This is a genomic window from Methanosarcina sediminis (genome assembly GCF_052056915.1).
Classification (GTDB): domain Archaea; phylum Halobacteriota; class Methanosarcinia; order Methanosarcinales; family Methanosarcinaceae; genus MTP4.
Genome location: NZ_CP195119.1, coordinates 4020877 through 4033830, shown reverse-complemented (window position 1 = coordinate 4033830; position 12954 = coordinate 4020877). Strand labels below are relative to the sequence as shown.

The following is a 12954-nucleotide window of genomic DNA, read 5'->3' as shown; positions in this document are numbered from 1 at the left end:
AGAAATAAAAAATGGGGGTGGGGTTGTGGGGATTCGGTCCTGAAGCCTTTTCCCTGAATTTCTTTTCTTCTTATTTCCTGATTTTTTTGATTCTCTAATTTTCCAATTCTCTAATTTTACATCCGAAGCTGTTCGGAACCCCTACAAATGCGGATCAGAACCCCCGGTTGTTGTTCATGAACTCATTGGGGTCGCAGAGCAGTTCGGTGTGGTCGTAAAGGTTTCTGCAGGTTTTGGTGAGGTAGAGGCGCGTCCACCAGACAGCCGTAAGCGGGGCGATGACTATGAGCGAAAAGAGGGTTGTCAGGATTAAAACGAAACCGCTGTCAGAACCTATGAACTCCTGGGCATAACTGGCCACGAAAGAGAGGGAAAGGGAAAGCACCCAGAGGATGATGACGTCAAGCTTGTTGCCCATGAAGACCCGAAGCCCCATACTGATAGCCTCAATAGGATCGAGCTCGTCCACCACCAGCGCATACCCAACCAGGGAGAGGCTGAGATTGAGGATGAGGAGATAGAGCACCCAGACCAGGATGCCAAGGGAAAACAGCCCTGCTCCCCTTAGCGAAGCCTCAGGGTTGTCCAGGAAAAGGCTCAGGTCTCCCACAGCCAGGGCTCCGGGAACAACAAATACGATTCCCACAAGGGCCAGGAGGGCTATCAGCACCGAAACCAGAAAGAGCCTGAAAGCGTTTATCTTCCCCGCACTGACCATGTCCGAAAGCCCGGTATCCCCGGTCTCGGCAGCCTTCTTTGCCATCCCGATCGCCCCTGCCGTAAAGAATGCCTGCACGAAAGTGACCAGCAGGTAAAAGATGAGCCCCAGCAGCAGCACCATACCTATATTTTCAAGAACCGAAGCCCCCATAATACTGAAAAGCTGTTCTGGCGGAAGAAGGGTAGGGTCAACCCCGCTTTCAAATTCGGGACCCAGGAGCAGGAGACCTATCAGGGCAAAGAAAAAGAAAGAAATTATTCCTCCCACGATCGAATTAAGTACAAATGGGATGCTTATTTTAAGATTTCGAACCCACGTTTTGAATCCTTTGTTGATTATTGTTCCTATGTCTTCAGGCATGTGACAGGACCTTCTGATTAAAAGCTGACTTTGAATAGTAAATTGCAAGATACTTGAAAGTGCAAGATGGATTAAAGTGCAAGATGACTTTAAAGTGCAGGATGACTTTAAAGTGCAAGAGAGCTTGAAAATCCCGACGCCTCAGCAAAATCCGTAAAGAGGACCTGACCGAGACAGCTGTCGGACGAAAGCAGCATCCTGCAACAGAGAATACTGCACCTGACCGGATGCAGAATTTGAGATAGACTGCAGAACCACTTGCATTATTTTCTGATAATATGCAGAGGGTAAATATATATTCTCTTGTTCTGATCCGATTAAACCTGAAATAGTGGCGCAGGTTAGGGATTAAAACAAAACCGATCAATTGATGCTATAAAGCTGCCAATTTTCAAATCTTATTTTTTATTTTTAGCCAGTCTCGGATCACCTGCGTGAACTCCCCAAACAACCGCGAGCCCAATCCAACCACATAAACCCCCAAAAAACAAAAACCCATAAACACCCAAAAAAGAACTTCAGCACAAATCAGGCAAATTATTTCAACCTGACAACCCTTTCAACAAAGAAATTGACATCCCGGAATATCCCAAAATATCCAGAAATGCCCCGAAATATCCCGAAATACCCCTAAAAAACCACCGAGCGTGAAAAAATGAAAAACCTGGAAACCTATAACGAAACTCCAACCCTCGAAACCCCCTCCGCCCCCGAAGAAATCCTGGTCCTCGGCCACTGCCTCTTAAACCCCCCCGCAAGGATCAAAGGAGTAAAGCCCGTGCAGCCCCTTGACGTCACAGGCATGAACGTCATCCAGCTCCCCTGCCCCGAATCCATGTTCTTCGGCGTGAGGCGGAGGGAAATCACCAAAGACCAGCTCGACCACCCCGCCTACAGGCGCTTTTGCCGGGAAATCTTCAGGCACTACGCCGACCTCCTCGAAGACTTCGCAGTAAACGGCGCAAAAATCAGGATCCTCGGAGTCCCGAAAAGCCCTTCCTGCGGCGTGGAAATAACCAGCGTCGGCGGAGAGCCGGGAAGGGTTCAGGATTTTCATCATACGCATGTGGAAGGGTCGGGCGTTTTTATCGAGGAGATAAAGAAAGAGCTGAAAAGAAGAAAAGTGGAATTTGAAATAGAAGACGCCCACCGGGGAAAAAAGTGAGGAGAAGTTAAGAAGAGAGCCCGGTGTAGAAAAGAACGATCTATTTTTTAGTCCAGCCAGGATAACCGGGTTTCGAATGGCTTTCAGAACCCCGGACTCTCACCGGTCAGCTTGCTGACCGGCTTTTCCATGAAAATTTGCAGGCAATAAAGTAGAAGTCTGACCGTCCTTTTCACCTGAAGAAGTGATGGAATGGCAGATATATATTTTTCAAAGAGTTTGATTTTTCAGATGAAAATGGTTAAACCAAATTACTCTTTTGATTATCTTAAGCAAAGAATGCTGAAAATAGGTTAGAAACCTTGCTTCAAAAAGTAAATATTCCTTTGAGACCAATTATTATATAGACAATTATATAAAATCGAGTGTAATTTTAAAATCCGAATGAACTTCAGTGGGGGAAACATGTCTTATGATAAGCAAAATGAGGACTTGAGCGCAAATGAGATGGCGCTAAAAAAGCGAGGCCTAACTGTTTTTTTCTTAGTCATGTCGGTTATATCAATCGGAGGAAATCTTGCAATATACTATATCCCAGATGAGTCTGGTGACTTAGGAACAATTAAATTGGGATTTATATTGATAGAAATCCTAGTTTTATCCCTACTCACGTTTGTAACTGTAAATTATCTGTCTCATCCAACCTCCTGGTCTGAAAAGATGGTCTGCAGAGGTCGTACTCTTGAATACCTTACTGTGATTTTAATAGTTGGAATCGTATTAGTGTTGGCCTTAATGCCAGATGAGGTTTTAAGCAGCGAGACTATCGGAGCTATTCTTGCAGCAATCGCCGGCTATGTATTAGGGAGGTCGACCAGACCAAAAGAGGAGCCGGAAGAATTTGTGACGAGATCAGAAAACAAGTGAATGCTCAGTATCTGTAACTCAGTGCTGGATACGCTGGTTTTGTTGGGTTGAAGAGGGGAAGCCAGGAAGAAATCCTCGTCCTCGGCCACTGCCTCTTAAACCCCCCCGCAAGGATCAAAGGCGTAAAGCCCGTACAGCCCCTTGACGTCACAGGCATGAACGTCATCCAGCTCCCCTGTCCCGAGTCCATGTTCTTCGGCATAAGGCGGAGGGAAATCACCAAAGACCAGCTCGACCACCCCGCCTACAGGCGCTTTTGCCGGGAAATCTTCAGGCACTACGCCGACCTCCTCGAAGACTTCGCAGCAAACGGCACAAAAATCAAAATCCTCGGCGTCCCGAAAAGCCCCTCCTGCGGCGTGGAAGTGACCAGCGTCGGCGGCGAGCCCGGAAGGGTCGAGGATTTTCATCACACGCATGTGGAAGGGTCGGGCGTTTTTATCGAGGAGATAAAGAAGGAGCTGAAAAGAAGAAAAGTGCCCTTTGAAATAGAAGATGCCCTCAGGGAACGAAAATGAGCGGAAGTTAAGAAGGAAGCCCGGTGTAGAAAAGAACGATCTATTTTTTACTCGGTCCAGAATTACCGGGTTTCGAATGGTTTTTAGAACCCCGGGCTCTCACCGGTCAGCTTGCTGACCGGCTTTTCCTTGAAAATTTGTAGAAAGAGGCATAAACAATGAATATCGCAGCCTTGAAGTTAATCTAACTTATTTATGCGGCAGACATTGTATAAAAAATAGATTTTTCCCTGATTTCTTACACAGAGTTTAAAATTTTTACACAAAGAATACTATGTAAAAAAGATTATTTAGAGGTATATCTTTTAAAGTAATGTGATTTTATGATGCCTTATCAAATAGTAGTAATCACTTTAGCAGTTACTTTGATGCTGTTTGCAGTTACACCTGTTGATATCTGTTTATATAGCATACTAATTTTCCTTGGTGTATCCTATAAGATTTGCATGCTCTTTTTCGAAGAACGTTCATTACAAGCTTTAACACTCTTTTTTTTAGCTGTAATTCTTGCGAATTTACTTGATCACATTTCTGCTTTTGGCTTTTAAAGGTATGGTGAAACATGGAGTGTATAAAAAATGGATTTTTGCCTGATTTACACAGAATTTTGAATTATCACACAGAACTATTTTTTGCACAAAACCCATGCTCCAGACACAAATCACGACTGCCGCCTTTTCCACTTAAAATATAATCTGACCATTTCACTAAGGTCAAACTCCAAACCAAAAATGGAAGGATTCACTGAAATGACATTATTGAGCTTTTCAAACAAAGTTTCTTCTGTATCAGATTCGTCCTCAATCTCCTGTATGGTTTGAACTATCTCCAGAATCTCCATTCCATATTTTTTATTTATTTCCGTATTTCGCAGTATTTCCTTAACCATTTTCATCATACTGCTGTCATTAATTACCGTTCCGAGAAGCTCACTTACATTATACTCTTTATCAGAACCGTCAGGCATGTATTCTTCAGTTCCTTTTAGTTCCAGCTTTATCAAATGCTTATAACTGACAGTAACTTCCGGCTCATCAGGCAGCGGGATTTTTTCGATGGCTTTTAATTTTTCAAAACTGTTGTTAATTTCCCGGAAGTTTTGAAGAATAACCGCAAAATAATCCCTTTTATGAGCTCCATTTACGTAAATACTGATTCTTCTAGCTTCATTATCCGATTTGACCACAGCAGTAGCATTGAAAGCCTTAGATTCAAGAACCACACCCGTCCGCCAGCGAAGATCGCCTTTTATATCCATATTCATCTTCACGATAAAACGAGGCATTACGGAAGGCGGCAGGAAATCATAATCAATGATAAACTTCAGGGCACTCCCATCATCAAACTCTAAATCTGGCTGCTGAATTTCCAGAAGGGCAGGAAGGAGCACAGTGCGACCATCAAGTTCATAGGAGAGTTCAAATTTTTTCATCAAACTAAGGATAAAACCGTACTGATCGGGAGGATAATAGAATTTTTCCCCATTATTTTCCTTCAAAATCTCCGCGAACATGTCAAGTTTCAGGATTCCACCGGAACTTGCAACCTCCTTTGAGTTAACCATTTTATACACTGCATTGGTTACCCATTCAGGGTCCAGAACATGAGTATTCAGGAGAGGTATATCTTTAAAGTGCAGTATTACACCCAGATCGTGAAGAAAACCAACAAGAGTATTTTGTTCTGATTCGCCCTTTATCCCTTCTTCATCACACATCAGTTTATAGTCATTATATTGGATGAAATTGCAGTGTTCACACGTGTCCTCATCCACAACATCAGGACTGCAATTCGGACACATTTCTTCAAGCCTGCTTTTGACATTGAACCAGCTTTTAGCCCACATGACCTCCAGATGACGGACCTTTGTAAGTTCCTCTTCCAGACTTTTAGAAAACTCCCCTATTCCCTCTTCCGATTTGCAGGACAAACGGTAAAAACCCCTGATAGAAGGATACTTATCCAGCAGAAACTTCCGGTTCAGGTCAAACCCAGGATTTTCATCAACCTTATTGATCACAACCAGAACTGGAGAATCCCCACCGAAATTTTCTATGAGCTTAAGCCAGTACTCGGGCTTTTCGTCCTTCCTCCCATCAAGCACCAGAATATAAAGACTCCTTTTTGACAAAAAGAACTGGTGTGTAGCGTGCATGATCTCCTGCCCGCCAAAATCCCAGAAATTAGCTTTGATTTCCCGTTCACCATTTTTAACTGTTAAGTTCCGGATGTTGATACCCTGTGTCTGCGGCTCATTTCCATCAATCTCTTCCCCGAAAATCCGCTTTACAAGTGAAGTTTTGCCTGCACCTCCTTCCCCAACCAGCAAAACTTTAACTTCATTTAACGGTTCTTTTTCACCTTCTAGTGACTTGAAATAGTTAAGAACTGCTTCCCTACCCTGTTTTACAATCTCTACAGGAGGATTTTCAAGAGGGTTTTCTTCTAAAACTATTCCTTTTATTCTTGGTTGATATTCCCACATTATATCCAGATCTAGTTCTAAGATATCAGAAGGAAGCGAACTCAATTGATTATCACGCATGTCAAGTTGAGTAAGATTTTTCAACTCCGAGATTTCAGGAGGCAGAGAAGTCAGTTGATTACCAGATAAGTCAAGTTGAGTAAGATTTTTCAACTCCGAGATTTCAGGAGGCAGAGAAGTTAGTTGATTACCAGATAAGTCAAGTTGAGTAAGATTTTTCAACTCCGAGATTTCAGGAGGCAGAGAAGTTAGTTGATTACCAGATAAGTCAAGTTGAGTAAGATTTTTCAACTCGCTGATTTCAGGAGGCAGCGAAGTAAGTTGATTATCAGATATGTAAAATCCAGTAAGATATTTCAACTCGCTGATTTCAGGCGGAAGCGAACTCAATTGATTATCAGACATGTCAAGTTCAGTAAGATTTTTTAACTCTGTGATTTCAGGAGGCAGAGAAGTCAATCGATTATAGGATATGTAAAGTTCAGTAAGATTTTTTAACTCGCTGATTTCACGAGGCAGAGAAGTCAATCGATTAAAAGATATGTCAAGTTGAGTAAGATTTTTCAACTCGCTGATTTCAGGCGGAAGCGAACTCAATTGAATATCGGATATTTCAAGTGTAATAAGATTTTTCAACTCTGAGATTTCAGGAGGTAGCGAAGTCAATTGATTATCAGATATGGAAAGTGTTGTAAGATTTTTCAACTCGCTGATTTCAGGAGGCAACGAAGTCAATCGATTATGAGATATAGAAAGTGTAATAAGATTTTTCAATTCGGAGATTTCAGGAGGCAGAGAGGTCAATTTGTTACCATATATGTTAAGTGTAATAAGATTTTTCAACTCACTGATTTCAGACGGTAGAGAAGTTAATTGATTTAAAGTTATGTAAAGCTCCGTAAGATATTTCAATTCGGAGATTTCAGACGGTAGAGAAGTCAATTGAGTATTTGATATGTAAAGTGTAGTAAGATTTTTTAACTCACTAATTTCAGACGGTAGAGAAGTCAATTGAGTATTTGATATGTAAAGTGTAGTAAGATATTTCAACTCACTGATTTCAGGTGGCAGAGAAGTAAGATTTTCGAACGATAGGTCTAATGAAGTTACTTTATTTCTTTGAGCCTCTCTAATCAGATCCTTAATATCGTTTGATTCCATGTACAATCCTGCCTCACTGTCCTCACGATTTGCCATCACAACCAATGAAAAATTCAATTTAATATTGAAGCAACTATCCAGAGATAGCCACTACAAATTAAAATAAGTAAATCTGAAAAATAGAGGATGTTGCTGACTAAATAACTTTCGATTTTAAGAAATTACACTGGAAAAGCCGCGCCAAGGCGCGGAACAATAACGACAGAATACACCATTCCGGTTACTCTGACAACAAAAAAAACCCAATCAACAAAGGTTAACCAGAATCTCTCACAGACCCACTTTCTCCCCCGCCGCTGACCCCATTATCCTCTCAATATCCTCAACCGTATTGATATTCTCAAAAGTCACCAGCTCAGGATCAATTCCCCTGATCTCCGAAACCTCAACCTGCACCACATCCCCCATTGCATAAATCGGCGCAAGCACAAACCGTTCCCCTTTCTCGAAAGCCTTCTCAATCTCAGGCACCATCTTTCTGGAATAAACCGCATGGAGGGTCTCGAACCCGCCGTTTTCCTGTTTCGGGAGGGCAGCGTCAGGAGGGTTGAGGAGTTGCATTATACGCACGTAGAAGGGTAGAGGGTCTTTATCGAGGAATTGGAAGTTTTTACATCTTTTTATTCTTCCAATCGTAATATCGATCCAATGCTTCGTCAATAGCTGCATTAAAATCGAATCCAAATCCCATCACGTTAGGTTGAAGTGTGATAGTTTTATTTAATTTCCTTGATAAAGTTGCCCTGTCGTCAGATTCTCTTGCTTGAGTCTTTGCTAGATTACTCAAAATTAGGACAATCTCTTCCATTTTATCTTCTTCATTTCTCTTCTTAAGAATGTGCAGGATTTCTTCCAACAATTCTTCTTGTTTACTCCCATTGTTAACCGTTCCAAGCAAGTCCCTAACGCTATATGCCTTTCTTGATCCTTCAGGTCTATACTTGTCTTCACCAACCTCTTCCAAATAAACCAGATGGTCATAACTGACAGCTACATCGGGTTCATCAGGAACAGGAATTTTTTCGACAGCTTTTAACTTCTCAAAACTCCGGTTAATTTCCCGTAAATTGAACAGTATACTTGAAAAATAATCGCGTTTCTGGCCGCCATTCACGCTAATGTAGATTCTCTTTGCCTCGTTATCAGATTTAATCACTGCACAGGAATTAAAGTCCTTGTTTTCTAGAACTACACCTGTTCTCCATTGCAAATTATCTTTTATGTCCCTGTTCATCTTCACTATAAAGCGGGGCATAACTGAACGCGGCAGAAAATCGTACTCGATGAAAAAATTCAGGGCTTCGTTAGAGTCAAAATCAAAATTAGGCTCAGGAACCGCCAGCAGGTCAGGAAGGAGCACGGTTTGTTCGTCAATTGTATAACATAACTCAAATTTTTTCATTAAATTGATAATGTAATTATAGCGCGTAGGGGGATAATAATAGTCATTTTCATTTTTCTGCTTTAGAATTTCATCCAGCAGACCGAACCGAAGAACTCCTTTTCTCTTCACCAGAGTCTCCGAATTTATGATCCTGTATACACCGTTAGTAATCCATCTTGGCTCAAGCACATGCGTATCAAGCAGTGAAATGTCCTTAAAGTGTAAAATCACTCCTAGATCATTAAGAAAATCAACAAGGGTATTTTGGGATGATTTATCTCCCACATTCTCTTCCATGCACATATTCCGATATTTATCATAAGTAATGAAATCACAATTCATGTTCTCTAATCTGGTCTTCACGTTGAACCAGCTTTTAGCCCATTCTATTTGTAAGTGTTCAACTTTTAAAATTTCTTTTTTTATTTTACTGGAAAAGACCTCAATTCCCCTGTTATCCTTACACGAAATTCGGAAGAAACCTTTTATTGAGGGATACTTCTCCTGCAAAAACTTCCTGTTCAACTCAAAAGAAGGATTTTCGTCAATCTTATTCAAAACAACCAGTACCGATGAATCTCCTCCAAAACTCCTTATATGCTTGAGCCAGTACTCGGCTTTTTCATCCCTCCTTGAATTCAAAACAAGAATGTAAAGACTCCTCTTGGAAAGAAAAAACTGGTGGGTGGCATGCATTATTTCCTGGCCACCAAAGTCCCAGAAATTAATTTTTATTTCCTTATCTTTATTTTTGAATTCCCATCCCTTGATATTAATCCCCTGGGTCTGATGTTCATTTCCATCGAAACCTTCGCCTAGGAGCCTCTTCACCAAAGAAGTTTTACCTGCACCACCGTCTCCTACCAGCAAAACTTTAACTTCGTTTAATGGCTCTTTCTCATCTTCCAAGGACTTGAAATAGTTGAAAACTGCCCCTCTGCCTTTTTTTATGATCTCTACCGGGGGATTCTCTATAGGATTTCCTTTCAAGTAAATTATATTAAACTCCCAATATTTTTCCAATTCAACCTCCAAACCCAGTTCCAAAATTTCCGGCGGAAGAGATGTTAGTTTATTGTTACCAAGGTAAAGTTTTGTAAGATTTTTCAACCCTGAGATTTCCGGCGGAAGGGATATCAGCTGATTGTTACCAAGGTAGAGCTTAGTAAGATTTTTCAACCCTGAGATTTCCGATGGAAGAGAAGTAAGTTGATTGTTATGTAAAGAAAGTTCAGTAAGATTTTTCAACCCTGAGATTTCCGATGGAAGAGAAGTAAGTTGATTATTATCAAGGTAAAGTATAGTAAGATTTTTCAACCCTGAGATTTTCGGCGGAAGAGAAGTAAGTTGATTGTCATCAAGGTAAAGTATAGTAAGATTATTCAACTCTACGATTTCCGATGGAAGAAATGTCAGTAGATTGTTACTCATATAAAGTTTAGTAAGATTTTTTAACTCTGTGATTTCTGGAGGTAGGAAAGTAAGTTGATTACCGCATATGTCAAGTTTAGTAAGATTTTTCAACTCTGTGATTTCAGGCGGCAGTGAATTTAATAGATTACCAGATATGTCAATTGCCTTAAGATTTTTCAACTCTGTGATTTCAGACGGTAGAGAAGTTAGTTGATTGCGGGACATGTAAAGTGCACTAAGATTTTTCAACTCTGTGATTTCAGGCGATAGAGAAGTAAGTTGATTACCGGATATGAAAAGTGCCCTAAGATTTTTCAACTCTTTGAATTCCGAAGGCAGCAAAGTTAATTGATTATTGGAGATGTTAAGTTTAGTAAGATGTTCCAATTCTGAGATTTCCGGTGGAAGAGAAGTGAGATTTCTGTTCGACAGGTCTAATACGGTTACATTCCTTCTTTGAGCCCATCTAATCAAATCCTTAATCTCGCTTGATTCCATCTAAAATCCCTGCCTCAATGTACTCACGAGTTTGCCATATAAACAATGAAAATTCAATATAGTATTACAGCCGCTATCCAGAACTAACCACTACAGATCAAAATAATTAAATCTGAAAAATAGAGAATGTTGTCATCTAAATAACTTTCGATTTTAGGTAACAATATGGGAAAAGCCGCGCCAAGGCGCGGGACAAATCAAAGTTGCGCTGGCGCACCCCGCTGCAAGCAACGGGGTATGTTCGCGCCACCGCTCAAAATTCCGTTAAAGAAAGCAATAACCCTAAATAATTTAGTTTAAGCAAAAATTAACAGCCTGAAAAAGGAATTGATACATCATATTATCATTAACGGTTACCGGGGAAGTTTTCCATCCCCGCAGCAAGCTAGCGGGGTATTCGACTGAAATAACGACGGAACACACCATTCCGGTTATTCTAAAACTTAAAAAACCCAATCAACAAAGGTTAACCGGAATCTCTCACAAACCAACTTTCTCCCCTACCGCTGACCCCATTATCCTCTCAATATCCTCAACCGTATTTATATTCTCAAAAGTAACCAACTCAGGATCAATTCCCCTGATCTCCGAAACCTCAACCTGCACCACATCCCCCATCGCATAAATCGGCGCAAGCACAAAACGGTCCCCCTTCTCAAAAGCCTTCTCGATCTCAGGCACCATCTTTCTGGAATAAACCGCATGGAGAGTCTCGAACCTGCCGTTTTCCTGCTTCGGGAGGGCAGCATCGTGTCCTTTGGCTTTTTCGAAGAGGAAATCCACAACCCTGCTGTTTACGAAAGGCATGTCGCAGGCGCAGACGAAGGCGTATTCAGAACTTGCTTCGAGAAGGCCGGCGCGGATGCCTTCAAGGGGGCCGAAGTCTTCCCTGGTGTCGAAGCAGAAGCGGATTTCGCGGTCAGGGAATTTTTCGATGACGGGTTTAAGCTGGGCTTCCTGGGTGCTGCCCCTTATCGAGATGATGACCTCGTCCACAGCCTGGAAAAGAGAATCGAGCAGGCGTTCGAGAATGGTTTTTCCTTTGAATTCCAGGAGGGCTTTTTCGACCATGCCCATCCGGCGGCCCCTGCCTCCTGCCAGAACGATTGCGCTTCTGGATGCTTTTCTTTCTGTTTTTTCGCTCATTTATATACCCAGCCCGGTTTTTTCTGCTTTTTGTTTCCGCTCTTTGTTTCTGATCTTAATTTCTGATCATAATTTCTAATTATTATTTCTGCTCTACTTCTACCCTACTTCTGCCCTTTATATCCACTCTTATTTACAGCCTTCAGTGCCCCCGGTTTCAGTGCTCCCGGTCGTGGACCCAGAACTCTTCTTTTTCTGTGATCTCTTTTTTCCAGATCGGGGCGTCGGCTTTTACTCGTTCTATGGCTTCGCTGAGGGCGGGGAAGAGTTCGGTCCTGTGGGCGGATGCGATCACGATGTAGACGATGTCTTCCCCGGCTTCGATGACGCCGGTCTTGTGGTGGATGAGGACTTCGAGGATGCCTTCTTTTTTCTTGAGGTCTTCACGGATCTTTTCCAGGACTTTTGAGGCTTCGGGTTCGTATTTCTCAAATTCGAGCCTGTCGGTTTTCGTGTCCCCGTCGAGTTCGCGGACGATGCCGGTAAAGGTGCCGATTGCGCCTGCATTTCTTATTTGCGGTTCCTGGCGGATCCGTTTTATGAGGTCGTCAAGGGTGTAGCGGTCGGGCTGGGCAAGGATCAGGCCGAAGATGGAGGCTGAAAGGGTCTCATGCAGGTCCGGGTTTTCCGGAAGCCTCATAAGGACGTTGGAGAGGCCTTCAAGGTCTCCGAGAACTATTTTAGGGAGCTTGCTGTCCTTGAAGCCTTCGACCACGGCAAAGTCAAGGCCCCTGTCGCAAAGGGCGTCGAGAGCCCGCTCAAGGTCGGGGTCTCCTGAAAAGCTGACCATCTCAGTGTCGGTAAGCCCGATTACCGTGTCCGCACCTGCATCGAAATGCCTGCCGGTGTCCGTGTCCTCTGGGTTGTAGCGGAATTCCCCCATGTGCTTTACCGTGCCCACCGAGCCAAAGCCGGAAAGTTTTTGGACCAGGGCGGAGACGAGAGCTGTCTTGCCTGATTTCTTGTAGCCTACTACGGAAATGACCTTCATCAGGGAGCGTTATGAATTTCCCGGTATAAGAAAGGGCCGGAAGGTCAGGTCGTAAACCGGGCCGAAAAGCCAGACCAGGGCTCCGGGGAAGAGGAAAAAGATGGAAATGAGGCAAATCCTCAGACGAACTTTTTTCTAAAAATGAACAAGTTTTACCATTGTTAGAAATTTTCAAATATCAAAAAGTCGATATTACATATTCACATTAAAACGAATTTTGATAATAAAAATTTTGATAATAATAT

The 12954-nt window shown here is 42.3% G+C and carries 8 protein-coding genes and 1 pseudogene; 3 read left to right on the top strand and 6 right to left on the bottom strand.

The genetic code is table 11. The features are described 5' to 3' along the window. Window positions 1-154 precede the first annotated feature (154 nt). Window positions 155-1081: a DUF7847 domain-containing protein gene (locus tag ACSAZK_RS17635; protein WP_440955319.1), complete on the bottom strand. Its 927-nt coding sequence runs from the start codon at window positions 1079-1081 to the stop codon at window positions 155-157. A gap of 655 nt (window positions 1082-1736) precedes the next feature. On the opposite strand from ACSAZK_RS17635, the gene ACSAZK_RS17630 reads away from it, so the two are divergent. The 3 genes from ACSAZK_RS17630 (at window position 1737) to ACSAZK_RS17620 (ending at window position 3631) form a co-directional block, all read left to right on the top strand. Next, on the top strand, window positions 1737-2246 hold the full coding sequence (locus ACSAZK_RS17630) for a hypothetical protein (protein WP_440955318.1): 510 nt from the start codon (window positions 1737-1739) through the stop codon (window positions 2244-2246). A 405-nt stretch (window positions 2247-2651) separates the two neighbouring features. Next, window positions 2652-3113, top strand: a complete 462-nt coding sequence (locus tag ACSAZK_RS17625) for a hypothetical protein (protein ID WP_440955317.1) — start codon at window positions 2652-2654, stop codon at window positions 3111-3113. Window positions 3114-3160: 47 nt separating this feature from the next. Next, on the top strand, window positions 3161-3631 hold the full coding sequence (locus ACSAZK_RS17620; RefSeq protein ID WP_440955316.1) for a hypothetical protein: 471 nt from the start codon (window positions 3161-3163) through the stop codon (window positions 3629-3631). Between the two features lie 661 nt (window positions 3632-4292). Here the strand turns inward: ACSAZK_RS17620 and ACSAZK_RS17615 are convergent. From ACSAZK_RS17615 to ACSAZK_RS17595, 5 genes and pseudogenes are all read right to left on the bottom strand, one after another. Further along, a complete protein-coding gene (locus ACSAZK_RS17615) occupies window positions 4293-7277 on the bottom strand; it encodes a leucine-rich repeat domain-containing protein (RefSeq protein WP_440955315.1) in 2985 nt (994 codons plus the stop codon). A gap of 270 nt (window positions 7278-7547) precedes the next feature. Then, window positions 7548-7817 (bottom strand): annotated as a pseudogene (mobA, locus tag ACSAZK_RS17610) (molybdenum cofactor guanylyltransferase); the annotation flags it as partial. Between the two features lie 70 nt (window positions 7818-7887). Then, window positions 7888-10572 carry a leucine-rich repeat domain-containing protein gene (locus ACSAZK_RS17605; protein WP_440955314.1) on the bottom strand — a complete coding sequence of 895 codons (2685 nt, stop codon included), beginning with the start codon at window positions 10570-10572 and terminating at the stop codon, window positions 7888-7890. A 480-nt stretch (window positions 10573-11052) separates the two neighbouring features. Then, window positions 11053-11718, bottom strand: a complete 666-nt coding sequence (gene mobA / locus ACSAZK_RS17600) for a molybdenum cofactor guanylyltransferase (protein ID WP_440955313.1) — start codon at window positions 11716-11718, stop codon at window positions 11053-11055. Window positions 11719-11875: 157 nt separating this feature from the next. Next, complete coding sequence (locus ACSAZK_RS17595; RefSeq protein WP_440955312.1) at window positions 11876-12709, bottom strand: molybdopterin synthase; 834 nt, start codon at window positions 12707-12709, stop codon at window positions 11876-11878. Window positions 12710-12954 lie beyond the last annotated feature (245 nt).